Raw genomic sequence first — 26,859 nt, forward strand, 5'->3', positions numbered from 1 at the left:
GTCTAACCTCCTATCTTCCCGGCTACGCTGTGGATCAATTGATCCAAGCTGCCTATCGTTTGCTGTAGCGGCTGACTCAGCACGCTTGGGTATACACCGAGCAAGAGAATGAACGCCACCAATGTAATCATCGGCACCGCCTCGATTAATCTGGCGTCGCGCATGCCTTGCAGCTGCAGGTTCGGCTGTTTAGGGCCGAACGTGATGTTCAGAACCCCGCGCAGCACGTAAACCGCGGTGAAAATGATCCCAAGTGTACCGACAATCGCGTACACTCGGTGCGTTTCGAAGAGTCCGAGAAACGCGAGGAACTCACTGATGAAGCCGGATAAGCCCGGCAATCCGAGCGATGCCATACCAGCGACCAGCAGAATGCCGCTGATGAAAGGTACCGAGCTAGCTAGACCGCCTAATTGGTCGAGCTGCGTCGTTTGGGTCCGCTCGTAGATGCTGCCTACGAGCAAGAACATCAGGGCCGAAATGAGGCCGTGTGAGATCAGTTGGAACACGGCGCCCTGCAGGCCCGATACGTTGAACGCGGCGAGACCGAGCAGGACGATGCCCATGTGGCTAATACTCGAGTAGGCCAGCACGAGCTTGAAGTCCTTTTGGACCATGGCGAGAATCGCGCCGTACACGATGTTGATGACGCCGAGGAGCGCCAGCATCCAGGCCCACTGCTTGGCTTCCCCCGGGAAGAACAGAATGCCGAACCGGATGAGGCCGTAGGCTCCCATTTTCAGCAAAATCCCGGAGTGTATCATAACAACAGCAGGCGGAGCCTCTGTATGTACTTTGAGCATCCATGTATGGAACGGGAAGATCGGCAGCTTAATGCCGAAAGCGACCAGCAGCATAATGAACACGGTCCACTTCATAGTCGGACTAAGGAAGAACGGCGTTCCTTCTTGATTGACATAAGCGGCGGGATCTTGCAGCAAATTATGTGCAATCGTATGAATGTCACCGCTGTAGTAAATGACAGCTTCTGTCTGTGAGGGCACCTGATTGAATCCAGCCGTGCTGACGAGAATTAAGAACGCGATCAACATGATCGCTGATCCAAGTCCATTGTAAAGCAAGAAGCGATTGGCAGCTTGTTCCCTATTCATATACCCCCAAATACCAATCAAGAAGAACATCGGTACGAGTGTAATTTCGAAGAACAAGAAGAACAAGAACAGATCCTGTGATAAGAAAACTCCGAACATACCCGTTTCCAGCAGCAAGAACAGAATGAAGTACGTTTTCCAGCGTTTCTTAATATACACCGAAGCTAAAGCAGCCATTGACGAAATCAATGCGGTTAGAAACACGAGCGGCAAGGAAATGCCATCAACCGCCAACGAATACTTAAACTCGAAGAAATACGAAGTAATTTGCTGAATTCCCTCATGATTAAGCGGCACTTTGATCCAGTCCAGCTGTTCTTTATACTGAATCGGGTCACCCTGATAATTGTAATCGCTATACAACCACGCCGCCAAAATTAGCGGGATCAGTGTCGTAACAATACCAATTGTTTTAATCAGACGGCCTTGATCACCACGGATGAAGAGCAAGACCAGAACGCCAAGCAGAGGCGAGAAGGCGATCATACTTAGGATGGGTATACTAGCCAGCATGGATGAACCTCCTTCCTGCGATGGCGAGTACCAGAATCAGCATCCCCAAAATCATGATGACACCATAGGTTTGTAGTTGACCATTTTGGAGACGTGAGCCTAAACGCCCTAGTCCGACCACAGTAAAGGCGACCAAACGTACAATACCGTCAACGACATACACATCAAATAGTTCAAGTATCCAGCCTAAACCGCGAAGCGGTTTTACAATGACACCATCATAAATTTCATCAATGAAATATTTGCGATTCAACAGCGTGTACAGCCACGGCATTTTACCAGAAACTACATCGCGCGGAATCGTACGTTTGAGGTAGATCAAGTAACCAAGCCCAATTCCAAGCAAACCAGCCAGTGTGGACAAAATAATAACGGTCCAATTGGCTTTCTCATCATGATCATGCCCTGTCAACCATTGACTGAGCCATTCGTTAAACGGCGTATTCACAAAGCCCGCAACAACAGCAAGCACAGCTAGAATAATCAAAGGTGTGGTCATTGTTGCCGGAGACTCATGGGGTTCATGAGCGGTATGCGCTGCATGACCATGATTATCGTGATCTTCATCAGTAGTCTTTGCTTTGCCTCTAGGCGACCCCATAAACACGAGGAAGAACAAACGTGACATATAGAACGCTGTGAAGAAGGCAGCAATGACACCGACCCAGAACAAGATCTGGTTATGCTCGTAGGCTTCCGTCAGGATCATATCCTTCGACCAGAACCCCGCGAAAGGGAAAATACCTGACAGTGCCAGCGTGCCTATCGCGAATGTCCAGGTCGTGATTTTCATTTTGCGGGATAAACCGCCCATTTCGTTAATGTCTTGTGTATGTACAGCGTGAATCACACTGCCTGCGCCCAAGAAGAGAAGCGCTTTGAAAAAGGCATGCGTGAACAAATGGAACATACCAGACGTGTAGGAAACACCAATCCCGAGCGCCATCATCATATAGCCGAGTTGACTCACGGTCGAGTAGGCGAGAATGCGTTTGATATCGTTCTGAGCAATACCAATCGTGGCCGCAAAAATCGCTGTGAAACCACCCACATAGGCTACAACAAGCAAAGCATCCGGCGATGCGTGGAAAATATCAAAGGTACGCGCAACTAGGTACACCCCAGCGGCAACCATCGTTGCTGCATGGATTAACGCACTTATCGGCGTTGGACCTTCCATGGCATCCGGCAGCCACGTGTGCAGCGGGAATTGACCTGATTTACCCATCGCGCCAATGAAGATCAGAATAGCAATCCATGTGATGATCGTGGGGTCGATTTTGCCCGTTGTAAAAGCATTATGAATAGATGTGAAATCAAGTGCATGCCCTGGCATGTACCAGTACAGCAGCAGAATGGCAATAAACAGGCCCACGTCCCCGATACGGGTAACGATGAATGCCTTTTTCGCAGCAGCCTTCGCCTCAGGTTTGAAGTACCAGAATCCGACGAGCAGGAAGGAACATACCCCTACTAACTCCCAGAAGATGTACAGCTCCAACATATTTTCCGAGATGACAAGGCCAAGCATAGAGAAGGAGAACAAAGCGATATAGCCAAAGAACACATGAATTCGCTCGTCGCCTTTCATATAACCTTTGGAATAAATGTTCACCAACAAAGAAACCAGTGTGACAATCACGAGCATCAAGGTGTTCAGATTGTTAACCTCAAAGCCCATATTCAGCGTGAAATCGCCCACTTGCAGCCAATGCAGCTTATTCCACGTGTAATCCTCCACTTTACCGCCAATTCGTTCAACGAAAATCAGCAAAGCCACGATAAATGATGCCAGCATCGCGAAAATACTGATGTAAATACCTAGATCTTTTAATTGACGTCCCATAGCCGTAAGCGCTAGAAAAGCAAGCAGCGGAAACAACGGAATGAGCCAGGCGTACTGTGAATAGTCCGATACCATATCCTTGTTAGCCTCCTAGCGCTTCATAGAATCCAAATCCGTAACTTCTACTGTCCCTTTATTTCTGTAAATCGTAATTAGAATCGCGATCCCTACAGCCGCCTCAGCAGCTGCTATAGTGATGTTGAAAAGCGAGAAAATCTGCCCGGTAAGAGCCGGATGATCACCAAGCTTCGAGAAAGCAATCAAATTCAAGTTCACCGCATTCAGCATAAGCTCAATCGAAAGCAGGACGATAACCCCGTTCTTCTTCGTTAACGCACCGTATAAACCGATGCAGAACAGGATTGCCGCCAGCGTGAGATAGGGAGTAATAATATTGCCCACAGCTAATCCTCCTCTCTCTTCGCGACCACGATAGCACCGATGAAGGCTACCGTCAGCAGCACTGACATGATTTCGAAAGGGATAACGTGCTCGTTATAGAGCAGTTTTCCGATTTCTAGTGTGTTATCCTTGCCAGCATCCAGAGTACCCGAAGCGACGAAAGTCGTTTTTTGAATGGCATAAAATAATACTCCGAACAATCCCAAAGCACCAATAATCGCTAGGCCTTCATGCCAAGGACGCTTAGGCTCCTCTTCTTCCCCTTGTCTGTGCCTCGTCATCATAATACCGAAAATCATCAGAATCGAGATTGCTCCTGCGTAGATCAAGACCTGCACGAAAGCTACAAACTCAGCCTCCAGAATGACATACAGCCCCGCCAAACTAATAAACGTAAGGGCAACGGCAATGACCATGTGAACGACTTTGGTAAAAGAAATCATGAAGATGGCTCCGCCAATTGCAAGAAGAGCGAAGACGAAGAAAGCCCAGCTTGAACCGTTGGATAAGAAATCACCAATTCCGCTAAACATCTTTCTTGGCCCCCCCTTTTGGCAAGGCTGAGTTGTTCTCTTGACGGATATTTTGCGTGTTCTCACTTAACCACTGCATATTTTTGAACAGATCATCACGACTGTAGGTACTCAGCTCAAAATTGTTCGTCATGACGATTGCTTCTGTCGGACAAACCTCAGTGCAAAGATCGCAGAGAATACAAATCTCGAAGTTAATATCGTACGTATCGATAACCTTACCCTTTTTCTCTGGGTCCGGATTCGCTTTACCTGTTAGGGTGATACACTCCGTCGGACAAACGCGTGCACATTGATTACACACAATGCATTTCTCTGGATCAAAATATTGAATACCGCGAAAGCGGTCCGGCATTTTAATCGGGACGTCAGGGTATGCGTACGTTATTTTTTTCTGTGTCATACTTTTAAACGTTACGCCTAAACCTTTCATTATGCCCTTCATTCGTTTCCCTCCTTAGAGTTTTCCGTAGGAAAACTTGATTCGTAAGCGTGGGCTTTAGAGTTTCCATAGGAAACTTGCATCGTAAGCGCGATCTTGCGTTTTGCTTTGACAAAACTGACTTGGAAAGCGTAGGGCTTGAAAAAACTTAACGCTCAAATAATCCGTAAACACGCTTGAGAATCATGACTTCATACTGTTAATTGATTTTAAGAGCGGTTATTTAAAATTCTTGCCACTAAAGGGAACGAAGATTCGTTATTTACCTCGTTTATCCGGTTGCAGGCCCTAATGCGGAACGTCGATCCTCTATTCATTGGAATCGAAGTAAATTCCCTTGTTTTGGGTCTACATAACGAATCGTAGCTCCATTTCGGGGATGAAACCATGCGTTTCGCATGAAATAGGGTACACATGTTCCCTTTCGTCGTCGCAAGGCCTATTAACAATTACATAACGGTCATGATAATCGCAGTTATTAGCATATTAACCAGTGCCAGTGGAAGCAGCACTTTCCAGCCGAATCCCATGAGTTGGTCTACCCGTACCCGAGGCAGCGTTGCGCGCAGCCAGAATAGGAAGAACACAACCGAAGAGAATTTCAGCAGGAACCAGATAATACCCGGAATGAAATCAAGGAATGGGAACGGCGAATGCCATCCACCCAGGAAAATCAAGCTCGTAAGGGAAGCAATGACGAACACGTAAACATACTCTGATAGCATGAAAAAAGCGAAGCGGAAACCACTGTATTCTACATGGTAACCAGCAACAAGCTCAGACTCCGCTTCCGGCAAGTCAAACGGCGTTCGATTGAGCTCCGAGACCCCGGCTATAACGAAAATGATAAAGCCAAGAATCTGAGGAATGAAATTCCAATGCCAGAAACCGCCTGTTTGATGATCAACGATCGTATGTAGATTTAAACTGCCTGTCATCATGATGACACCAATAACGGAGATGACGAGCGGTACCTCATAGCTAATCATTTGAGCCGCAGAACGCATACCGCCTAGCAGCGCATATTTGTTATTAGATGCCCAACCGCCGAGGATGATACCAATCGTAGAAATCCCCGTTAAAGCTACATAAAAGAGCAGTCCGACATTCAAATTCGCATTAAACATCCGATCCGAAAATGGAATCGTCGCAATAATCGTGAACGAAGGGATAAACGTAATGATAGGCGCCAGAATGAAAAGCTCGCGTTCCGCTTTTTTAGGAATCGTATCCTCTTTGATTAGAAGCTTGAAGACGTCCGCAACACTTTGCAGTAGCCCAAAAGGTCCCGTTCGGTTAGGCCCGATCCGCATCTGCATCCAGCCGATGACCTTACGCTCGAAGTAGATCGCATAGGTTACGAAGCCTAAGACCAGCATCAGCATGACGATGCCCCAGAACAGGAAAACGAAGAAGTTCGTCCAAGTTAGACTCTCCTCCAATAAATTCACCATTAGGCATCCACCTCCCCAACGACAATATCGATGCCGCCTAGAATCGTAATCAAGTTGGTCATCGATTCACCGACCAGCAGCTTGGGCAAAATTTGCAGATTTACGAAGGAAGGTCTGCGGAATTTCAGACGGAAAGGCTCTTGTTTACCTCGGGAAATAATATAACAGCCAATTTCGCCGCGCGGAGACTCGATAGCCGAATACACTTCCCCTTCTGGAGGACGAATGACTCTAGGCACTTTGCCCATAGTTTCGCCTTGCTCAGGAAACTGTTCCACGGCTTGCTCTAGGATACGAAGCGATTGCTTAACTTCCTCCATACGAAGCAAGTAACGATCATAGCAGTCACCGCCGCTGCGAACAGGCACGTCGAACTGGAAGCGGCTATACAGGCTGTACGGCTGCGTTTTGCGGATATCCCAGTCTACACCCGTACATCTTAAGTTAGCGCCGCTAAGGCCATACGCAATGGCTGTCTCTGCATCATACTTGCCTACACCCTTGATACGGGATAGAAAGATTTCATTCCCCGTTACTAACGTGTGATACTCTTCCAATTTACCGTACATATAAGGAATAAATTTCTTAACTTTATCGATCCAACCCTCTGGAGCGTCCCACTTCACCCCGCCTACACGCATGTAGTTGTAGGTTAGACGAGCGCCGCATAATTCGTTGAACAGATCGATAATAATTTCCCGATCACGAAAAGCGTATAAGAACGGGCTCATCGCGCCGATGTCAAGCAAATAAGTACCCCACCACACCATATGAGAAGCGATACGTTGAAGCTCCATCACGATTAAGCGAAGGAACTCCGCTCGTTCTGGCACTTCAAGCTGCATCATTTTCTCTACGGCATTCACAAGCACGTAATTGGTCGTCATCGCCGATACGTAATCCATACGGTCCGTGTAAGGAATAATTTGTGTATAGCTAAGGTTCTCAGCTAATTTCTCTGTTCCTCTATGTAGATAGCCCATCACGGGTATTGCTTCTTTAATAACTTCTCCATCCAGCTTCACGATCACGCGGAAAACCCCGTGCGTACTAGGATGCTGAGGACCAACGTTTAACAGGAGTTCTTCTGTCCGTAACACGAGCTACACCTCCGGGTCAAGCGGTTCGTAATCTTTGCGCAGTGGATGGCCGACCCAATCGTCAGGCATCATGATTCTTACTAAGTTAGGGTGACCTGGGAAATCGATACCCAGTAGGTCATACACTTCTCGCTCATTCCAATCCGCTGTAGCCCATACTGGAGCCACAGAGGGAATGCTTGGCTGCTCCCGATCTGTCTTCACTTTCACACAATACTCATGCTTGTGTGTGAGGGATAGCAGATGATACGCCACCTCTAGGTGCGTCTCTTGGTCCACGCCCGAGAGATTGCGTAAGTAGTTACAGCGCAGCTCTTCATGATCCCTGAGCGTCAGCGCGGCCTGCAGCCAGCGTGAGCTGTGAATGACCACGTAAGGGCGATGCGCGTCCCTTTCGTTGATGAATGCGTCGACGACAGCATCGTCGCCAACGTCGGCTTTCAAGATCGCGACCAGCCGATCAAGCAGCGGCTGGTTCGGTGAAGGCTCCTTCGGCGCCTCAGGCTCCGCCGACTCGGGCTTCGCCCCGCGCGCGCTAGCTCGCGCAGCGCGTGCTTCAGCGGCGGCCTGGGCTTTGGCCGCCTTCTCTTCGTCCCCAGCGTCCGCAGACGCTGGAGCTGCTGCCGACGCAGGCTCGCCCGTCGGCTCAGCAGCCGCCCGCGCAGCGAGGCGGGCGGCTCTCGCCGCGGCGCGCTCCGCTGCCGCGTCACTCGCTGCTGGCGCGTTGGCGCTCACGGCCGCGTCACTGCCCTTTGCTGCGCCAGCGTCGCCGCTGCTCGCAGCTCGCTCCGCAAGCTCAGCCGCAGGCGCGTCGCTCGGCTCGCTCGTCGTCTGCGCAGCCGGATCAGCGGCTTGTATCTCCGCCGCGCGATCTACCGCAGCCTGCACGTCAGCGCTAAGCGGCGTCTTACTCGCGCGCGCCTCCGGCGTAAGGTCGCCAACTTCAGCGATCGCTTCCTCTAACGGAGATTCATTCACTTTCTTACCATCAGCAGTTGGAGTCGGGTCTACCTTCTCCTCCGGCTTCTTCTCATCACTCATCGATTGGTCACCTGCTTCCCAGTCTTCGCTTCATAGCGAATCTTCTCCTGAAGCTTGTTTATCCCATAAATGAGTGCAGCCGGGTTCGGCGGACAACCCGGAATATAAACATCAACCGGAACAATTTGGTCAACTCCCTTAACAACGGAGTACGACTTCACATAAGGTCCACCCGCCGTAGCGCAGGAACCCATCGCAATGACCCACTTCGGTTCAGGCATTTGTTCGTAAAGACGGCGCAGCAAAGGAGCCATTTTCTTCGTTACAGTCCCCGCCACAATCATGACATCAGATTGTCTAGGAGACGTACGGAAGATGACTCCGAAACGGTCTAAATCATAGTGAGATCCACCAGTACCCATCATTTCGATAGCACAACAGGCCAGACCAAAAGTTAATGGCCAAAGCGAATTACTGCGAGCCCAAGCTTTCACTTGCTCCAGTGTCGTCATAAAGACATTACGGTTTAATTCTTCTCGTTCTTCGGGAGATATTGATTCTAGACTGAAGTCCATTGCAGCACCTTCTTCTTCCAAGCGTATATTAATCCAATGGCAAGCAAGGCTACAAAAATACACATTTCCACTAAGGCAAAAAGTCCAAGCTGATTAAAAGCGACAGCCCATGGATACAGGAACACGGTTTCCACATCAAAGATAACAAACATCAAAGCAAATAAATAATAACGAATGTTAAACCGGATTTGCCCCTCACCTACAGGCTCATTGCCACTCTCATACGTCGTATACTTCTCATCGACGGGTTTACTCGGTCTTAACCATTTGCCTGCCGTTAGCGCTACTATAGGGAGAATAATACCTAACCCTAGAAAAATCGCTACGATTACATAGTTATTTGTATACATCATGTGAATGTAACCGCCTCCATTCGTATTTGCTTTTCTTATGCGTGCTACTAGTTTTGGTAATATTCACCTTCAATATTATAACAAAAAGCCTTTTGGGCGTCGATGACTAATTCCAAACCCCACTTTTCATTCCTAGTGAGTAGATTTTCCATAATTATCTTTTATTAATCTTCCTATTCGAAAAAAAAACGGAGGAACCAAAGTTCCCCCGCTTTTCATCAAACATCTATTATTTCCCGGACACATTGATACGATTTAATGCTCTTTGAAGAGCGGCTTCTGCACGTTTGAAGTCAACGTTATCTTGCTTCGTTTCAGCAAGACGTTTCTCCGCACGTTCTTTCGCTGCTTTCGCACGATCGATATCAATATGTTCTGGTAGCTCGGCGCTTTCCGCCAGTATAACCACCTTATCCTTGCGCACTTCCATGAAACCGCCGTTTACTGCAATGATTTCGTCTTTAGAGCCCTGTTTCTTCACAGTAATGGAGGCGATCTTCAATGGAGTGACCAGTGGAATGTGATTCGGCAGAATTCCAAGCTCCCCTTCGACACCCTTCACGCTAACCATGTTCACTTGTTCAGCGTACACTTTGCGCTCCGGTGTAACAATTTCCAGTAGGAATGTACTCACTTGGATTCTCCTTCCTAAACTTACTTAGAGAGCATGCACCTTACAGCGTTTTAGCTTTCGCGATTGCATCCTCGATTGTGCCCACGTTGTGGAAGGCAACTTCAGGAAGATTGTCGTGCTTACCTTCAAGAACTTCTTTGAAGCTGCGCACGGTATCCTTCATTGGTACATACAAGCCTGGGAATCCGTTGAACGGCTCAGCAACGTGAAGCGGCTGAGACAAGAACAGACGAAGACGACGCGCACGAGTAACGACCAATTTGTCCTCATCAGACAACTCATCCATACCCAAGATTGCGATGATATCCAGAAGCTCTTTATAACGTTGAAGAATTTGTTTAACGCCTTGTGCTACTTTATAGTGCTCTTCACCAACGATTTCTGGTGTCAAAACACGGGAAGATGATGCAAGTGGATCTACCGCTGGGAAGATACCTGCAGCCGCGATACTACGCTCCAAGTTCGTTGTTGCGTCCAAGTGAGCGAAGGCCGTTGCAGGAGCCGGATCCGTATAGTCATCGGCAGGAACGTAAATCGCTTGAATGGAAGTAACGGAACCTTTTTTCGTGGAAGTAATACGCTCTTGCAATTGACCCATTTCTGTTGCAAGCGTTGGTTGGTAACCTACCGCGGAAGGCATACGGCCTAGCAAAGCGGAAACCTCAGAACCTGCTTGTGTGAAACGGAAGATGTTGTCGATGAACAGAAGAACGTCTTTACCTTCTTCGTCACGGAAATACTCAGCCATTGTCAAGCCGGACAATGCTACGCGAAGACGCGCGCCTGGAGGCTCATTCATTTGACCGAATACCATCGCTGTTTTTGCAATAACGCCGGAGTCTTTCATCTCGTGATAAAGGTCATTACCTTCACGAGTACGCTCACCAACGCCCGCAAATACGGAGATACCGCCGTGCTCTTGTGCAATGTTGTGAATCAACTCTTGCATCGTAACGGTTTTACCTACACCCGCTCCGCCGAAGAGACCGATTTTACCACCTTTTGCATAAGGAGCCATAAGGTCAATAACTTTAATACCTGTTTCAAGAATCTCTGATTTTGTCGACAAGTTGTCGAATGCAGGAGCTTCTTTGTGGATTGGGCTAGTTAATGTACGGTCAACTGTTTCGTTACCATCGATCGGATCGCCCAATACGTTAAATACACGACCCAGTGTTGCTGCACCAACTGGTACAGTAATCGCTGCGCCAGTATCTGTTGCTACGGCACCACGTACAAGTCCGTCAGTAGAGGACATTGCTACGCAACGTACGAGGTTGTCACCAAGGTGAACAGCCGCTTCAACCGTCATAGTGGAGGATTGTCCACCTTCGGTTCTTTCAATTTTGATTGCATTCAGAATTTCAGGGAGTTGTCCGCGTTCGAACTCAATGTCGACGACGGGCCCTGTAATATTCACAACGCGCCCTTTGCTCATGGTTTCCCTCCTAAGTAAAGCTTGTGTCTCCATCGAGACCGTTTATCATTATGCGTTCGCGTTAGCTCCAGCGACGATTTCCGAAATCTCTTGCGTAATCGAAGCTTGGCGTGCACGATTGTAAGCCAATGTGTAGCTGCTGATCATCTTCGTTGCATTCTTCGTTGCGGAGTTCATCGCTGTCATTCTCGCGCCAAACTCACTTGCTTTACCTTCCAGAACAGCACTGTAAATAAGCGTCTCAGCATATTTAGGGAGCAGTACTTCCAGAACGCCTTCCGGTGACGGCTCATACTCATAGCTAGCTGCAGCCACGCCGGATACATCTTCCATCGGAAGCAGACGAATCATGGTTGGAATTTGGGTAATCGCATTTTGGAACTTGTTGTAAATCAGGAACAGTTGGTCATACGTACCGTTAACGAAATTAGCGACCGCTGCTGTAGCAACAGGCTTAATATCCGAGAATTTCGGCGTATCCGGAACTCCGGTTACTTCTTCAACAATCGGAATATTTCGTTTCGAGAAGAAATTGCTTCCCTTACGTCCGATTACGAAGACGGAGTACTCAGCTGTTGATTTATGATTTTCACGAATTTCAGTCATTGCTTTACGCAACACGTTTGCGTTGTAACCACCAGCGAGACCACGATCGGAAGTAATGACCAAATAGGCCGTTTTCTTCACTTCACGTGATTGCAGCATCGGGTGCTTTACGCCTTTGGTGCCAGCTGCAATGCTTGCAACCACTTCCTTCAATTTCTCGGAGTACGGACGTGCCGCTTCCGCTGATTGCTGCGCTCTACGTAAGTTCGCTGCTGCAACCATTTCCATTGCTCTCGTGATTTGCTTCGTGCTTTGTGTGGATTTGATTTGGCGCTTAATCTCGCGCATTCCTTTTGCCATACCTGCTCACCTCTCTTTTGAGGCTTAGAAAAGCCTTCATTCGAAGACCTGAATTCAGGCGTCCGCCTGCCCAGGATACACATGGTAGGGAGAGCTTCACTTCAACAGGAAGCTCTGCCATCATGGTTTATTCAGAAACTGCAAAGCTCTTTTTAAATGTATTGATTGCATCAACCAATGCTTTATCGTTATCCGCAGTAATATCTTTCGTATCACGAATGCTATGCAGAACTTCAGGACGGTTAGATTCCAAGAAAGCCAAGAATTGAGCTTCAAAACGCGTTACATCTTGAACTGGAATATCATCCACATGACCTTTTACAACCGTGTAAAGGGAAGCAACTTGCTTTTCCAAAGACATCGGCTGATGAACGCCTTGTTTCAAGATTTCAAGGGTACGAACCCCACGATCCAAACGTGCTTTAGTAGCTCTATCCAAATCGGATCCAAATGCTGCGAACGCTGCAAGCTCACGATATTGTGCCAAGTCAACACGAAGTGTACCGGCAACTTTTTTCATCGCTTTCGTTTGAGCGGAGCCCCCTACACGGGATACAGAGTTACCAACGTTAACCGCTGGGCGCTGACCGGAGTAGAACAAGTCGGATTCCAAGAAGATTTGACCATCTGTGATGGAAATTACGTTCGTCGGAATGTAAGCGGAGATGTCGCCTGCTTGTGTCTCGATGAATGGAAGTGCCGTAATGGAACCACCGCCAAGCTCATCGTTCAATTTCGCAGCACGCTCCAGCAAACGGGAGTGCAAGTAGAATACGTCACCTGGATAAGCTTCACGACCTGGTGGACGACGAAGCAAGAGGGACAACTCACGGTATGCGGCAGCTTGTTTGGACAAGTCATCGTATACGATAAGAACGTGCTCGCCTTTGTACATGAAGTACTCAGCCATAGCACAACCGGAGTATGGTGCTAACCATAGCATCGGTGAAGGCTCGGAAGCGGAAGCTGTTACAACGATTGTATAGTCAAGCGCGCCAGCAGCACGAAGGGTTTCAACAACACCTACAACTGTGGATTGTTTTTGACCGATAGCAACGTAGATACATTTCACGCCATTGCCTTTTTGGTTGATGATTGCGTCGATCGCAATCGCCGTTTTACCTGTTTGACGGTCACCAATGATCAACTCACGTTGGCCACGGCCAACTGGTACCATCGCGTCAATCGCTTTAATACCTGTTTGCATTGGTTCATGTACGGATTTACGAGCCATTACGCCTGGAGCCATGTTCTCTACAGGGCGGAACGCTGTAGTATTAATTGGACCTCTGCCATCGACAGGTTGACCCAAGGAGTTAACTACACGACCTAGAAGCTCTTCACCAACTGGAACTTCCATGATACGTCCTGTACGTTTAACTTGATCACCTTCACGAATATCTTTGTAAGGTCCAAGAATAACGATACCTACGTTGCTTTCCTCAAGGTTAAAAGCATAGCCTAGTACGCCGCTTGGGAACTCAAGCAGCTCGCCTGCCATAACGTTTTCCAAGCCGTGAGCACGAGCAATACCGTCACCTACTTGAATGACTGTACCTACATCAACTACTTGGATATCGGAATTATAGTTTTCAATCTGTTGTTTAATCAATGAGCTGATTTCTTCAGGTTTGATACTCAACGAACTTCACCCCTATTCTTACAGTGCTTATATTAAACTAACGCTTTGGCCAAACGATCAAGTTTGCCTGCCAAGCTTCCATCATATAAACGATCACCGATACGCACTTGAATGCCGCCGAGCAGTTTAGGCTCAACCACAGACGAAACACGGATCGTTTTACCTGTTACTTTACTGAAATGTGAAGCAATCTCAGCTTGCTGCGCATCCGAAAGTACGTATGCGGAGTAAACGGTAGCACTCGCTAATCCGAGCGCCTCATTCGCAACCTTGGTATAGTCACTCGCCAAAGCGGAAAGAATCGACTGTCTACCTTTATCAATCAAGACAAGCAGCGTGTTCCACACCGGTTCGGAAACTTTGCCTTCGAAAATCTGCTTCAGCAAATCCGTTTTAGCGGAATTCCCGATGTTCGGATGGTTCAGGAACTTCTGCAAGTCTGCATTATCCCTAATCGCACTAGCTACAGATTTAAGCTCATCTTCAACTTGGGAAATAATATTCTTTTCCTTCGCTACTTCGAATAAAGCTTTGGCATAACGCTTCGCTACGACGATGTCACTCATACGTTGCCTCCTACCTCTTTGAGGTAATGCTCAACAAGTTCTTCTTGTGACTTTTCGTCGATTTGTTTCTCAATAATTTTGGATGCGATCAGAACAGACATCGCGCCTACTTGGCTGCGAAGAGCGGCAACCGCTTTGTTCTTCTCATTTTCGATATCTTTCAGCGCTTCGTCTTTCAGACGACTTGCTTCTGCACTAGCTGCGTGAATAATATCATCAGCTTGCTTGGAGCCTGTGTGCTTCGCTTGCTCAATGATGTCGTAAGCTTCCTTACGAGTTTGTTGTAGCGCTTGCTTTTGTTCCTCCAACAGTTGCTCAGCCTGCTTGCGGCTAGTTTCAGCTGTTTGAATTTGGTCTTTCACCAATTGTCTGCGTTTCTCCATCATGCCGAACAGAGGACCGAACGCAAATTTAGAAAGCAACAAATATAAAATTAAGAACGCGATAAGTTGTATCCAAAATGTGGACCATTCAATATGCAAGTAACGTCACTCCCTTCTGATAACATGGGCAAAACGAAGGCGTGGTGGCGACTACGGCCATCAACGCCAAGCGGTTTCTTAAGCTTTTCCCATAAAGATGAACGCAAGAACCAATGCAACGACCGGCATTGCCTCAACTAGACCTACCCCGATAAACATTGTTGTTTGAAGCGTACCACGAAGTTCTGGTTGACGAGAAATACCTTCCAAAGCGCGACCTACGATCAAACCGTTACCAATACCTGCACCTAGTGCTCCCAAACCGAATACGATACCTGCTGCTACTAATGCTATTGCTCCCATTGATAAAATCCTCCCTTAAACTCTTAGGTTTTTGTTGTTTTATAAGTGACTCGAGACTTCCCGAGGTAAGTCTTACTCTTAATGCTCTTCTTCGTGAATCAACGTTTGTGAGATGTAAACCATTGTTAGCATCGTGAATACGAAGGCTTGAATAGCACCTACGAACACACTGAAGCCCTGCCATACAAAGAGAGGCGCAATTCCAAACCAACCTGCTCCGATGATGACAGATATCATAATTTCACCTGCGTAAATGTTACCGTAAAGACGGAAAGCGAGCGTAAGCGGCTTTGATACGACTTCAATTAAATGAAGGATCAACATTGCCCCTTTGTACTCAAAGTAATGTGCGAAGTAATGCTTCGTGTTACGCGTTATTCCTAAGTAGTGACTTAGTACGATAACGATAACTGTTAGTGCTCCTGTTACTGCGATATCAGCTGTTGGCGATTTCCACCATGACACGTGATCTTCTGTCACAATCGAGAAAGGGAGACCAAGCATGTTGCCGATAAAGATATACATAATGAGTGTAAGACCTAGTGCGATAAAACCTTTACCGTGTTTGGATCCAATCGTGCTTCCGATAATGCCTTCTACAAACTCAATCGTCCATTCCATGAAGTTTTGCAATTTCGAAGGATTCGTTACGGATGCTCGGCTGGCCCCTGCGATCGCAAGGATAAGCACGATAATCGTGGTAATTCCGATCATCATGAGTGCAGATGCATCGAAATGAATACCTAACCACTCAAACTCTGGTACGTGATGTTCCATGTTTTCCATTTTCACCCCTTTCATCGAATGGAATTACTTCTTTGACTTCCTAATAGAAAGAATACCCAGTACGAGTGTTGCCAATTGAGCAAAAAAGTATCCAACGATCGTCGTCGTTAATGCGACTTGCTCGGGATACCGAACGGCAACCAGTCCTACGAAGCCAGCGATTGCTGCTCTTGTCAGAAAACCTAGGGTCACCTTGCGCCCTTTCTGCTCTATCGCAGCTGCTGCCAACTTGTTGATTTTCCAGGCTAAAAACCTTGCGTTGATCATGCTCGCAACAGATCCAAGCATAAGACCGGCAAAATAAACCCGGTAATCGACAAAAAGCGCCCATGCAGCCAAACAAAAGGATAAAAAGAAAAGAAACACATTTTGAACTGTTTTCAGAGTGGCTGAAAAGTCATCCATCATAGCCCTCCGTAATGCTTAATCATGAAGTAAATGCTAATGATTCCGGTTACAAGCCCAAGCAGAAACCCGCCTAACAACCAGAACTGTCCCCCTAGTGTGTGACTCAACCAGTCGCCGAAGAAATAACCGGCTCCTAAACAAACCACGAGGTCAATGCCAATTGCACTAGTTAACGCTACTGCCCGCCACGGATTATCATTGGGATTTTGCCGTTTCATCGCATCCTCCTGAGAGCTTTCCGCATGGGAAAACCCGTCTCGTAGACATAGTGCTACGAATCCTCATTCATTGTATCGAAGCAGTGCAAGGTTTGTCAATTGACGGAACTTCATTTGTGACTTCCTACAAAACCCGTCAGAGCCTTGCGGCTCTAGGGTTTGCGAGTTTCCAAACCAAACAGTCGAACTGTACGCTGTAGCGTTTGTCATGATTTTGTCACGGTTAGAATGCTTCCGGACGCTCCGAGGTCTTGCCGAAGTGATAAAGTATCGCTTGGACGATGCGCTCGGACGATTTTCCATCCCCATAAGGGTTGGCAGCTTGACTCATTTTGTTGTATAAATCTGGATCTGTTAGAAGCGCGCGAGCCCGCTCATAGACCACTTCCTCATCCGTTCCAACGAGTTCAAGCGTACCTGCTTGGATACCCTCAGGACGTTCTGTCGTATCGCGCAGAACTAGAACCGGCACACCAAAAGAAGGCGCTTCTTCTTGAAGACCACCAGAGTCTGTCAGGATCATATGAGCATGCGGATAGAAGTTGTGGAACTCGAATACGTCAAAGGGGTCTACCAGCTTGATCCGTGGGTGGTTGCCCAGGATCTCATGTGCAGGTTCCTTGACCGCAGGACTTGGATGCACGGGATAAACGATCGCAATATCTTCAAACTCATCGGCAATACGTTTCACAGCACGGAAGATTTGACGGTGAGGCTCACCTTGGGCTTCTCGGCGATGCGCCGTCATCAAGATCAGCTTACGGCCCGCTGCCCATTCCAATACAGGGTGTTCAAATTTCTCTTGTACCGTGTACTTAAACACATCCGTAACCGTATTCCCCGTCACATAAATCTGGGATTCAGATTTATTTTCTTTGCGCAGATTGTCAGCCGATTGCTGCGTTGGCGCAAAGTGTAAATCCGCTAGCACGCCCGTTAATTGACGGTTCATTTCCTCCGGGTAAGGAGACATTTTGTTCCACGTACGAAGACCTGCCTCGACATGTCCCACTTGAATTTGCTGCATGAATGCCGCATAGCTTGCAAGGAATGTTGTCAACGTATCGCCGTGTACCAGAATCAGGTCAGGCTTAGCTTCTTGAAAGACAGGCTCCAAGCCTTGCAGTACACGCATCGTAATTTCATTCAGCGTTTGACGGTCTTTCATGACGTTCAAGTCGAAATCCGGTTTAATTTTGAAAATATCCAGCACTTGGTCGAGCATTTGTCGATGCTGAGCTGTCACACAGACAAGGGACTCAATATGTTCAGGATGCTTTTCCAGCTCCAAAATAAGCGGAGCCATCTTAATCGCTTCGGGTCTTGTTCCGAAGATCGTAATGACTTTTAAACGTTTCATCGGTTTCTTCTCCCCTTAAAGCTTTCTGTAAGAAAGCTGACTTCGTAAGCATGAACCTTAAAGCTTTGCATAGCAAAGCTAACTTCGTAAGCCAATTATTTAGTGCCGAACAGACGATCTCCCGCATCACCAAGTCCCGGTACGATATAGCCATGATCGTTCAGGTAGTCGTCAACGGCAGCTACGTAAATATCAACATCAGGATGCTCTTGTTGAACAGCTTTGATCCCTTCTGGCGCTGCAATTAAGCACATCAGCTTCATTTGCGTACAGCCTCTGCGTTTCAGCACTTCAATCGCCATATTCGCGGATCCGCCCGTAGCCAGCATCGGGTCAATAACAATCAACTCCCGCTCCAGAACATCTGTCGGCAGCTTCACATAATACTCGACAGGCTGAAGCGTGTCAGGATCACGGTACAGGCCAACATGCCCAACTTTTGCAGCCGGAATCAACTTAAGAATCCCATCTACCATACCCAGACCTGCACGCAGGATCGGAATGAGTCCCAGCATTCTGCCGGAAATAATTCGACAATCTGCTGTAGTCACAGGCGTTTTCACCTGAACATGCTCAAGCGGAATATCTCTCGTAATCTCATAAGCCATTAAAGTAGCAACCTCGTCTACGAGATCTCGAAAATCCTTCGTTTTCGTATTCTCATCCCGAATATAAGTTAGCTTATGTTGAATTAGCGGATGATCACAAATAAATAACTTCCCCATAATTTCCTCCTAAAAAGCTGCGTTTTATATGTATTTCACCAAAAAATATCGTCATGGTACGACAAACCTCGTCCATTATATCATATGTTATCCAACTTATCCTCTGTAAAACCAAAGCTTCCGTGAATATCCATTTTACACGAAAAAACCACTAGGATTTTTGATCCGAGCGGTTTTGGTATAACAAGATGGGCTCAATCTACGATTTCGGGGCAGAACCAGATGCTCTTGAAATCGAACCAACCGAGCGTATTGAAAGAAATACCTTGAAGGTGCGGGCTATACACTAATTGTTGAGTCGTATGAAGAAGGAATAAGACCGATTGGTTTTGCGATAATAATCCTTGCATTGAGCGGATTCGTTGTAAACGTACCTGACTGTCAGGTTCTGCTTCGATTGACGCAATGGTTTCATCGAACGTTCTGCGCTGCTCATCGGTTGCGTATACACGCAGCGCTAAGTTGCCTATCTTATACATCTCAATCAGACAACGGGCCTCATCGTCATCTGCGACAACCCCGCCGACAATGATATCTGCACATTGCATCCTATCCACCTTGGACATTTCCTCAAAAGAATATTCCTGTAAAGCTACCTGAATTCCGATGTCGAGGCATCGAGCATGAACCCATTCAGCTAGGGCACGGTTTTTTGGAGTGAAAATCATCGTTATCGGCTGGCCTTCATATCCGCATTGACTCAGTAATTCTCTAGCTCGTTCAGGCTGGTTATCTTCCGGCAGTTCGATTGGTGAATCGGTCGGCAAGAAATCCGCGGCAGGTATCGCATTATATAGCCCAAGTTCCTTAATCATGCCGCTACGATTAAGTACTAGCTGAAGCGCTTGGCGAAAATGGATATCCTGCTGAGGCCCATCCTTTCGTAAATTAAAGACCAGCATGCTAGAACCCAGCATCATGATTTCTTTTTTACACCAATGCGCGGGTGCCGGCTGTTTAGAATGGCTTAGCTTGCCCATTTGGAAGTTCAGCTGCTGCCACCTTCGCTCACTTACCATTTCCGGAACGCAAAGCAGTTCGATACGATCCAGGTGGGCGGACTCCCCGTAATAATCCTCGAACGCTTCGAATGTGACGCCCCCCTCATCATACCTCGTAATCCGGAACGGACCCGTCCCGACGGGCAGCATGCCTGGATCGCTTACTTTATGAGCGCTGTACACATCAGCCGGTACGATCGCGGCCTGATAGGAACTTACGTAATGAGGGAGCATATAATTCGGCGCTTTCAACTCGACTCTAACGGTCAGCCGATCCACTGCGCGGATATCTCTGACGGATTCCAGCAGCCACCGGTTTGGAGAGTCTTCCGTGCCGAGCGTACGCACCCGATTAAGCGAAAAGACCGCATCTGCCGAAGTCATCTCTCTACCATGATGGAATCGCACTCGCTTACGCAAATAAAAAGTCCAGATTGTTGCATCTTCATTGCATTCCCAGTCATGCGCCAAACCTGGCTCTAAACTGCCGCATGCAGGATCAAAATAGATCAGCGTATCGAAAGCCTGCTTTACTAAATGGAGATCGCCTGAGAAGAGCACATCCACAGGGTCTAGGGTCAGAACTCTCATCTGCATCGGCAATCGAAGGGTTTCAGTATCGCCTGACTCAATGGTCCCTCTATACCCAAAGTAACTTCCTAACCACGCTAAGAATCGATCCATGACTCCTGAATCCAATCCCTCTATTTGAAACAAACTCATCGCACTGTTCAAATTCCCCTGTTCAACATGCATTTTCGCTTCAGCCAACAAAAGATCTTCGACGGATGCCAGAAAACGGATCGTAGAACGATTGCCGCGCCCGCGACCCGGTGTCCAGGATATCCATGCCATCTCAACCATCTTGCGAATCAATATCTTCACATTACGTTCCGTACAATACAGGTAACCGGCTATTTCTTCAACGGACACGGGCACATCCATATCGGTTTGTTGAAAATTGTGAACTCGCATCATTGCTGTTTTCAACTGCACGTACTGTAAAACAAGCTGCATGGATGCAACCTCCTTTTACACGAATTACCAAGAAGTATAGGTCTGCCCCCATACTTTCGTCAACAGTCCCTGGACGGATAAAAGGATGAAAAAAAGCCGACTCAGAGAGCCGGCCTGAACATATTTTTAAATCAGAATTAGTAAGTTAAACCTGGGTATAGCGGATATTGCGCTGTCAGGTCTTTCACCAAACCGCGTGCTTTTTCCAAAACAGCTTCATCTTTCGGGTTTTTCAAGGTAAGTCCAATCACTTTCGCGATTGTTTTCATCGCTTCTTCATTCATACCGCGGGATGTTACAGCAGGTGTACCAAGACGGATACCGCTAGTGATGAACGGACTTGTTGGGTCAAAAGGAATCGCATTTTTGTTTGCTGTAATACCAATTTCGTCTAGAACGTGTTCAGCGTCTTTACCCGAAATGTTCAAGTTGCGCAAATCGATCAGCATCAAGTGGTTATCCGTACCGCCGGAAACAAGGTTAATCCCTTCAGCTGTTAAAGCAGTCGCCAATGCTTGTGCATTGTTGATCACGTTTTGTCCGTATGTTTTGAAATCGGGTTGCAGAGCTTCACCGAAGGAAACAGCTTTAGCTGCGATAGTGTGCATCAAAGGACCACCTTGGGTACCAGGGAAAACGGCTTTATCGATCGCCGCTGCCCAAGCCTTGCGCGTAAGAATCATACCGCCGCGAGGACCGCGAAGCGTTTTGTGCGTTGTTGTCGTTACGAAATGTGCGTGCGGCACTGGGTTCGGATGCAAACCAGCAGCAACAAGACCCGCGATATGCGCCATATCGACGAAGAACAGTGCGCCTACATCATTTGCAATGGAAGCCAATGCTTCGAAATCAATCGTGCGCGGGTAAGCACTTGCGCCAGCTACGAGCATGCGAGGCTTGTGTTTGAATGCAGCTTTACGAACATCGTCGTAATCAATGCGGAAATCTTTTTCGCTTACGCCATAAGCTACGAAGTTGTAGAGAATACCGGATGCATTCACTGGGCTGCCGTGTGTTAAGTGGCCACCATGTGCCAGGTTCATACCCAGTACCGTATCACCAGGGTTTAGAGCTGCCAAGTAAACAGCCATGTTGGCTTGTGCGCCGGAATGCGGTTGAACGTTCGCGTGCTCAGCACCGAAAAGCTCTTTTGCACGATCGCGAGCGATATCTTCTACGATGTCTACGTGCTCGCAGCCGCCATAGTATCTTTTGCCTGGGTAGCCTTCAGCATATTTGTTCGTTAGCACTGTACCCATAGCTTCAAGAACAGCTTGGCTAACGATGTTTTCGGATGCAATAAGCTCAATTTTGTCACGTTGACGGGCAAGCTCAAGGTTCATCGCTGCTACAATTTTAGGATCTTGTTTGCTCAAAAAGTTTGTCATATTAAATTCCTCCTACAGGGTAGTCTTATCTGATAAGTCTTAATTCAATTTGATATGTTAAAAAGTTTAACAATCCGCATCGGGCGCGGCTGTTTGATAGAGTTGTTCAGCTTCATCAGGTAGGTATACAGCTCTTGTACCGCCAATCAGCTTAGGTCGAGTAAAAGCCATCGTTACATAGGCATGGCCAATGTTACGCACTGGCGGCCTTGCTGGCACAGCAACTGGGCGAAGATGCATACCGATGAGTGTGCTGCCAATATCGATTCCCGCATGTGCCTGAATCGTCTCAACAACGACCGGCTTCGCGAAATGGCGATACGCATAGGAGGCCATTGAACCTCCGGCCCTTGGCACCGGAATGACAGAGACTGGCTCAAGCTGAGGCGCATGCGATAACAGCTCTTCCTCAATAACGATTGCACGGTTCAAATGCTCGCAGCATTGAAAGGCTAAGTGCAGCCCGAACTCGCGGCTTATGCGCTGCGCCGTATCAAAAATCGGCTTGGCCGCATCCAGCGTACCTGATGTACCGATCCTGTGCCCGAGAATTTCACTCGTACTCGTTCCGATAATCAGAATTTGACCTGATCTGAGATTGCCGACTTTGACCAATTCCCGAAGATTTGTTTCCAAAGCCTCGGCAATAGTAGAAAGAATGGAATCTGTCATCATGATCCCTCGTTTCTGGAATTTTCCGTTAGGAAATATGCTATGGGTGCAGTGTGAAACGGTCTTCTATACTTTGCACTTTGTTAATGCGATTCTGGTGACGAACACCTTGAGAAAACTCGGTTTCGAGCCAGATTTTCACGATTTCCTCAGCTACACCCGGTCCAATAACACGTTCCCCTAAGGCTAGTACGTTGGTATCATTGTGCTCACGCGTCGCCTTCGCTGAGAATAGATCATGTACGAGTGCACAACGGATGCCCGGAACTTTATTCGCGGCAATCGACATCCCGATACCCGTTCCGCAAATCAAAATACCTTTGTCAGCTTCGCCTGATACCACTTGCTCACAAACTTTAAGCGCATAGTCGGGATAATCGACCGAATCTGCACAACTGCAGCCAAAATCGACGACTTGGTGACCTAATGACTCAATAAAAGGAATGATAACATCTTTCAAACGATAGCCTGCATGATCCGCACCTAAGGCAATTTTCATGAATAGAACGCTCCTTTGCTTGTTCGAATTCGACCATCCTATTATATCCCAAAGCTCACCAGAAAACGAAAAAAAGAGCGGACACGCTAGAAAACGCGCGTTGCTCTTTTGCCCAGGCGACCGGCCGTATAGCTCAATGCTCCATTGTGGTTACTCCCACTCGTCGCCAGTTACATTGAGTCTTGATTGATATCTCTATTTTATCGCATTCTACCCCATGTGTAAAGATGTATCCGCAATTCGTATATCTAGAACCTGGGTTATTTGGAGCCTTCATTTCGTGCACGTATTTTCTGAACCAATTTATCTAAACTCCCGCTGATTTCCTCAGCCGTCTGTCTGTAAATCTCTATGGAACCTCCGAACGGGTCAGAAATATCAAAGTCAGGAATCGCATGTTCAAGTTTAAAAATACGGCTTCTTTCTTCTGCAGAAACTGCTTGCGAAAGAGCCTGTTTGAGCTGAAGCTCCGTAACGAGCTGCTCCCTCTCCTCAATCGCCTGTAAAATATGAGTGTCATCCTCTACGTACTCTTTGAGCGTAAAAGTCTTCTCAATCGCATCCGGAAACCGCTGGATAACCGTACGCTTATGCCCCATCGTCATCGTCAAAATGAGATCAGCCCAATTCACTTCAGACTCTTGGATCGCCAAAGAACTAATGGGCTCCTTGAATCCCGCTTCCAGTAAAAGCGATGCACTATTTCGGGAAATTGGACCGCCCGTTACCGCGGATACCCCTGCTGAACGAACCTCCGCCGCAAGCCCTTCTTGGTGCACCCTGATACGCAGCAAACCTTCTGCTAATGGACTGCGGCACGTATTTCCTGTACAGACAAATAGAATTCGCAACATGATTCCCTCCTAATCGTAAGCATAAGCTAAGACCAAAACTTCCTATACCCCTATTGTATCATAGTAAAAACTTGATCCCAAACGTGAGCAAAATTAGCCCGCCAAACGCCTCGCCATACTCGCCAACCCAGCCGCTTACCCGCCTGCCAACCAACAAGCCAGCGATGGATAATAAACCTCCAAACAGACCAAATATCAGCACCGTCAACACAATATCTGTAGCAAACATACCTAGGGATACACCCACAGAGAATGAATCAATACTGACACTAAGTGAGAAGATTGTCAGGCCCCAAGCTGACCTATGATCAAAAGAAGTTGCTTCTTCTCCACGAATCGAACTATACACCATATGCGATCCCAAAAGAATGAGCAAACATCCCCCAGCCGCTGTAGCGACATTCCCAAGCAGCAATGAAACATATTGCCCCATAAACATCCCCATCAAAGGCATGAGAACGTGAAATATTCCAATCACGAAGCTAATTTTCATAATATCAATCAAACGAATACCCTTCATCCCTATGCCAATCCCTAAGGAAAAAGCATCCAGGCCCAAAGCAATCGCCATAATAATAATTGTTACCAGCTGCCCAAACTCCACCCCAGATGCGAGCATAGCGCTATCCCCCTTGTCCACGTTTCTCTCTCAAGATATGCGGACAAACAGGGAATCATGCTAGCTAAACACGTACAAGCCGATGACCGGCTGCTTTACGAAGTCGATTCATAATCGCGAGGCCAATCCCCGTTTCTGGACAACCCTCTGCAGCAATATATTGAATACCTTCTTGATCAAATTGCCTTAACGCAGCATAAAGATCCTGAGCGATTGTTTCCAGTTGCGATAACGATCCGCAGGCAATAACCAAATCAGCATGGTAACGAGAGGCTCTCTCCTCAAAAGTAAGAATACCCGTTGACTCACCACGTACCTTGGCAGCATCAATATCGTTTTGAATCCATTCAGCAACAGCTTCTGTATCTTCTCCTTGAACGATATGCATAAATCCTTGTGGTGCGTAATGCGTGTACTTCATCCCAGGAGCACGCGGTGTTTCGGAATCTTGTACCTCTTCCCGCTCTGGCTCATGAATCCGAATAGTAGGCAGTGCCGATTGCAGCTGATCTGCCGTAACACCACCGGGACGCAAAATGTACAACTCACCATCTACAAGCTCGATCACAGTCGATTCGACACCAACCCCCGTTGCACCACCATCCACGATCCCGCCAATCCGACCATCCAAATCATCTCTGACATGAGAGGCGAGTGTTGGACTAGGTCTGCCTGAGCTATTGGCACTCGGCGCGGCTATGGGAAGTCCCGCTTCACGAAGAAGCTGCAAAGCCACGGGATGATCCGGAATTCGCACACCCACAGTCTTAAGACCAGCGGTAACTAACGGCGAAATGCCACCTGTTTTCACAGGCAGCACAATGGTAAGAGGACCCGGCCAGAAAACCTCCATAAGCTGGCGATGATCTGCCGTTACACGATCAGAAAGAATTAAACTTGAAAGCTGTTCGACATCGGCAATATGGACAATGAGAGGGTTATCCGAAGGCCGACCTTTTGCTGTGAAAATCCCTTCAACCGCTGCTGTATTCGTAGCATCTGCCCCAAGACCATATACAGTCTCTGTAGGAAAGGCTACTGTTTCACCACTTTGGAGAAGCAGGGCAGCTTCAGCCAAATTCCCACCTATCTCGGTCCCATTCCCCTGATCCACTTTCCAGTATTTTGTCACGATCATCTATCATCCTAACTTCAAATAAAATTCTGATCCTCAAACACACACCCTAAATGGTATGGGGTGAATTTTCTTAGCTGAACCACGATACAATCTTCTTCACCATTTCCCAGATAAAAAACTTAACTTGTGGCTGCTTAGCATCAACGGATTCCGTTTTTTCTTCAACTTGTGTAGCTTTACTGTCTTTAACGGCAGGATTAGACTTGTCGGATTTTACTGTTGAAGCAGCTTTACTGACTTTCGTTGCAGGTGTAGGAGTGGATTGCACCTTCCCATCACCCTCCGTTTTCGCTACTACAGCAGCGGATGCTACTGCTTCTCCGGATAAGGAATCCACGAAACATAATGGCGGAAACAACACACACCACCAGTTCTGACCTTCCCCCGTACCAATCGTCACACGCAGCGCTTCATACTCTCCCGCTGGGTACACTTCATTTCCGTACATTTTCGTTGGAAAAGGGACTTTACCAAGCTCAACTGTATGTGAATAGCTGTAGCCACGTGCTTCAATCATTTGTCCAACAAGGATATCAAACTCGGACAAATGGGCTTTTACTACGGCCCTTGCGTCATCCAGCGTTTGTGGTCCAACGACCCACTCCTGCATACGAGCAATAATAGCATCACGAATCTCGCGTTTCAACGCTTGATCCTGCGGCGAATCCGAATTTGCTAGAATACGTAAACGAATTGATTCTTCCGGTATCGTAGGCGAAATAACCGCCGCATTTGTACGATTCGATTCCCAACAAGTTATCATAACAATAAGTGCAAAAGCTACTAATAATAAAGATTTATAAGATTGACGATTAGATCTCTTAACCATGAGGAAAAGCCCCTTTCCCTTCGCTTCTACTAGCCAGTATGGGCAATAAGAGGAGGAGCTAAA

31 protein-coding genes and 1 riboswitch are annotated in these 26,859 nt (G+C 47.4%); of the genes, 1 reads left to right on the top strand and 30 read right to left on the bottom strand.

All coding sequences use genetic code 11. The features are described from left to right. Positions 1–2: 2 nt before the first annotated feature. The 8 genes from AC58U0_RS24795 to AC58U0_RS24830 all read right to left on the bottom strand — a co-directional run bounded on the left by AC58U0_RS24795 (position 3) and on the right by AC58U0_RS24830 (position 7,846). A complete protein-coding gene (locus AC58U0_RS24795) occupies positions 3–1,625 on the bottom strand; it encodes a complex I subunit 4 family protein (protein ID WP_497381601.1) in 1,623 nt (540 codons plus the stop codon). Next, a complete protein-coding gene (gene nuoL / locus AC58U0_RS24800) occupies positions 1,615–3,546 on the bottom strand; it encodes an NADH-quinone oxidoreductase subunit L (protein WP_497381602.1) in 1,932 nt (643 codons plus the stop codon). The genes AC58U0_RS24795 and nuoL overlap by 11 nt, the downstream gene beginning before the upstream one ends. A 15-nt stretch (positions 3,547–3,561) precedes the next feature. Then, positions 3,562–3,873: an NADH-quinone oxidoreductase subunit NuoK gene (gene nuoK, locus AC58U0_RS24805; protein ID WP_029195649.1), complete on the bottom strand. Its 312-nt coding sequence runs from the start codon at positions 3,871–3,873 to the stop codon at positions 3,562–3,564. A gap of 2 nt (positions 3,874–3,875) precedes the next feature. Continuing rightward, positions 3,876–4,406 (bottom strand): NADH-quinone oxidoreductase subunit J, encoded by a 531-nt coding sequence (locus tag AC58U0_RS24810; protein WP_057303738.1) that lies wholly within the window; start codon positions 4,404–4,406, stop codon positions 3,876–3,878. After that, entirely contained in the window at positions 4,399–4,851 is a 453-nt protein-coding gene (gene nuoI / locus AC58U0_RS24815; protein ID WP_029195651.1) for an NADH-quinone oxidoreductase subunit NuoI, read from the bottom strand. Before nuoI ends, AC58U0_RS24810 begins: the two co-directional genes overlap by 8 nt. A gap of 446 nt (positions 4,852–5,297) precedes the next feature. Then, positions 5,298–6,302, bottom strand: coding sequence for an NADH-quinone oxidoreductase subunit NuoH (gene nuoH / locus AC58U0_RS24820; RefSeq protein ID WP_497381603.1), 1,005 nt, complete (start codon positions 6,300–6,302; stop codon positions 5,298–5,300). Beyond that, positions 6,302–7,402 (bottom strand): NADH-quinone oxidoreductase subunit D, encoded by a 1,101-nt coding sequence (locus tag AC58U0_RS24825; protein WP_029195653.1) that lies wholly within the window; start codon positions 7,400–7,402, stop codon positions 6,302–6,304. Before AC58U0_RS24825 ends, nuoH begins: the two co-directional genes overlap by 1 nt. Before the next feature lie 3 nt (positions 7,403–7,405). After that, positions 7,406–7,846 carry an NADH-quinone oxidoreductase subunit C gene (locus AC58U0_RS24830; RefSeq protein ID WP_497381604.1) on the bottom strand — a complete coding sequence of 147 codons (441 nt, stop codon included), beginning with the start codon at positions 7,844–7,846 and terminating at the stop codon, positions 7,406–7,408. Between the two features lie 130 nt (positions 7,847–7,976). Here AC58U0_RS24830 and AC58U0_RS24835 point away from each other — a divergent pair, with 130 nt between their 5' ends. After that, positions 7,977–8,516 (top strand): hypothetical protein, encoded by a 540-nt coding sequence (locus tag AC58U0_RS24835; protein WP_497381605.1) that lies wholly within the window; start codon positions 7,977–7,979, stop codon positions 8,514–8,516. Here AC58U0_RS24835 and AC58U0_RS24840 read toward each other — a convergent pair. The 22 genes from AC58U0_RS24840 to spoIIR form a co-directional block, all read right to left on the bottom strand. Further along, complete coding sequence (locus AC58U0_RS24840) at positions 8,440–8,958, bottom strand: NuoB/complex I 20 kDa subunit family protein (protein ID WP_029195655.1); 519 nt, start codon at positions 8,956–8,958, stop codon at positions 8,440–8,442. The two genes, AC58U0_RS24835 and AC58U0_RS24840, sit on opposite strands and share 77 nt — an antisense overlap. Then, positions 8,943–9,308 carry an NADH-quinone oxidoreductase subunit A gene (locus AC58U0_RS24845; protein WP_056832327.1) on the bottom strand — a complete coding sequence of 122 codons (366 nt, stop codon included), beginning with the start codon at positions 9,306–9,308 and terminating at the stop codon, positions 8,943–8,945. Before AC58U0_RS24845 ends, AC58U0_RS24840 begins: the two co-directional genes overlap by 16 nt. Before the next feature lie 232 nt (positions 9,309–9,540). Continuing rightward, positions 9,541–9,945: a F0F1 ATP synthase subunit epsilon gene (locus AC58U0_RS24850; RefSeq protein WP_497381606.1), complete on the bottom strand. Its 405-nt coding sequence runs from the start codon at positions 9,943–9,945 to the stop codon at positions 9,541–9,543. 40 nt (positions 9,946–9,985) lie between these two features. Further along, on the bottom strand, positions 9,986–11,383 hold the full coding sequence (gene atpD, locus AC58U0_RS24855; RefSeq protein WP_057303735.1) for a F0F1 ATP synthase subunit beta: 1,398 nt from the start codon (positions 11,381–11,383) through the stop codon (positions 9,986–9,988). A gap of 48 nt (positions 11,384–11,431) precedes the next feature. After that, positions 11,432–12,289 carry an ATP synthase F1 subunit gamma gene (gene atpG / locus AC58U0_RS24860; RefSeq protein WP_029195659.1) on the bottom strand — a complete coding sequence of 286 codons (858 nt, stop codon included), beginning with the start codon at positions 12,287–12,289 and terminating at the stop codon, positions 11,432–11,434. Between the two features lie 127 nt (positions 12,290–12,416). Further along, the gene (atpA, locus tag AC58U0_RS24865; RefSeq protein ID WP_057303733.1) at positions 12,417–13,931 is read right to left on the bottom strand and encodes a F0F1 ATP synthase subunit alpha; all 1,515 of its coding nucleotides are present in this window, start codon (positions 13,929–13,931) and stop codon (positions 12,417–12,419) included. A gap of 32 nt (positions 13,932–13,963) precedes the next feature. Further along, positions 13,964–14,497, bottom strand: coding sequence for a F0F1 ATP synthase subunit delta (locus AC58U0_RS24870; protein ID WP_057303732.1), 534 nt, complete (start codon positions 14,495–14,497; stop codon positions 13,964–13,966). Beyond that, positions 14,494–14,979, bottom strand: coding sequence for a F0F1 ATP synthase subunit B (atpF, locus tag AC58U0_RS24875; protein ID WP_057303731.1), 486 nt, complete (start codon positions 14,977–14,979; stop codon positions 14,494–14,496). Before atpF ends, AC58U0_RS24870 begins: the two co-directional genes overlap by 4 nt. A 78-nt stretch (positions 14,980–15,057) precedes the next feature. Beyond that, positions 15,058–15,282: a F0F1 ATP synthase subunit C gene (gene atpE / locus AC58U0_RS24880; protein ID WP_028556930.1), complete on the bottom strand. Its 225-nt coding sequence runs from the start codon at positions 15,280–15,282 to the stop codon at positions 15,058–15,060. A 78-nt stretch (positions 15,283–15,360) separates the two neighbouring features. Next, positions 15,361–16,059: a F0F1 ATP synthase subunit A gene (atpB, locus tag AC58U0_RS24885; RefSeq protein ID WP_497381607.1), complete on the bottom strand. Its 699-nt coding sequence runs from the start codon at positions 16,057–16,059 to the stop codon at positions 15,361–15,363. A gap of 33 nt (positions 16,060–16,092) precedes the next feature. After that, the gene (locus AC58U0_RS24890; RefSeq protein WP_057303730.1) at positions 16,093–16,473 is read right to left on the bottom strand and encodes an ATP synthase subunit I; all 381 of its coding nucleotides are present in this window, start codon (positions 16,471–16,473) and stop codon (positions 16,093–16,095) included. Further along, positions 16,473–16,694, bottom strand: a complete 222-nt coding sequence (locus AC58U0_RS24895; protein ID WP_057303729.1) for an AtpZ/AtpI family protein — start codon at positions 16,692–16,694, stop codon at positions 16,473–16,475. The genes AC58U0_RS24890 and AC58U0_RS24895 overlap by 1 nt, the downstream gene beginning before the upstream one ends. Positions 16,695–16,917: 223 nt before the next feature. Beyond that, the gene (gene wecB / locus AC58U0_RS24900) at positions 16,918–18,054 is read right to left on the bottom strand and encodes a non-hydrolyzing UDP-N-acetylglucosamine 2-epimerase (RefSeq protein WP_307551065.1); all 1,137 of its coding nucleotides are present in this window, start codon (positions 18,052–18,054) and stop codon (positions 16,918–16,920) included. A gap of 95 nt (positions 18,055–18,149) precedes the next feature. Beyond that, the gene (gene upp, locus AC58U0_RS24905) at positions 18,150–18,779 is read right to left on the bottom strand and encodes a uracil phosphoribosyltransferase (RefSeq protein WP_029195667.1); all 630 of its coding nucleotides are present in this window, start codon (positions 18,777–18,779) and stop codon (positions 18,150–18,152) included. 194 nt (positions 18,780–18,973) lie between these two features. After that, positions 18,974–20,797, bottom strand: coding sequence for an ABC transporter substrate-binding protein (locus AC58U0_RS24910; RefSeq protein ID WP_497381608.1), 1,824 nt, complete (start codon positions 20,795–20,797; stop codon positions 18,974–18,976). Positions 20,798–20,934: 137 nt separating this feature from the next. Further along, entirely contained in the window at positions 20,935–22,185 is a 1,251-nt protein-coding gene (gene glyA, locus AC58U0_RS24915) for a serine hydroxymethyltransferase (protein WP_171642839.1), read from the bottom strand. Positions 22,186–22,251: 66 nt separating this feature from the next. Further along, a complete protein-coding gene (locus tag AC58U0_RS24920; protein WP_497381609.1) occupies positions 22,252–22,857 on the bottom strand; it encodes a TIGR01440 family protein in 606 nt (201 codons plus the stop codon). A 40-nt stretch (positions 22,858–22,897) separates the two neighbouring features. Further along, positions 22,898–23,356: a ribose 5-phosphate isomerase B gene (gene rpiB / locus AC58U0_RS24925; protein WP_497381610.1), complete on the bottom strand. Its 459-nt coding sequence runs from the start codon at positions 23,354–23,356 to the stop codon at positions 22,898–22,900. Positions 23,357–23,459: 103 nt separating this feature from the next. Further along, a riboswitch (ZMP/ZTP riboswitch) is annotated at positions 23,460–23,540 on the bottom strand. A 76-nt stretch (positions 23,541–23,616) separates the two neighbouring features. After that, entirely contained in the window at positions 23,617–24,210 is a 594-nt protein-coding gene (locus tag AC58U0_RS24930; RefSeq protein ID WP_497381611.1) for a low molecular weight protein arginine phosphatase, read from the bottom strand. A gap of 58 nt (positions 24,211–24,268) precedes the next feature. Then, positions 24,269–24,829, bottom strand: coding sequence for a manganese efflux pump MntP (locus AC58U0_RS24935; RefSeq protein ID WP_029195673.1), 561 nt, complete (start codon positions 24,827–24,829; stop codon positions 24,269–24,271). A gap of 64 nt (positions 24,830–24,893) precedes the next feature. Further along, positions 24,894–25,967, bottom strand: a complete 1,074-nt coding sequence (locus AC58U0_RS24940) for an L-threonylcarbamoyladenylate synthase (RefSeq protein ID WP_497381612.1) — start codon at positions 25,965–25,967, stop codon at positions 24,894–24,896. A gap of 70 nt (positions 25,968–26,037) precedes the next feature. Further along, positions 26,038–26,796, bottom strand: coding sequence for a stage II sporulation protein R (spoIIR, locus tag AC58U0_RS24945; protein ID WP_497381613.1), 759 nt, complete (start codon positions 26,794–26,796; stop codon positions 26,038–26,040). Between the last annotated feature and the right edge of the window lie 63 nt (positions 26,797–26,859).

The organism is Paenibacillus sp. J31P190 (assembly GCF_059692075.1).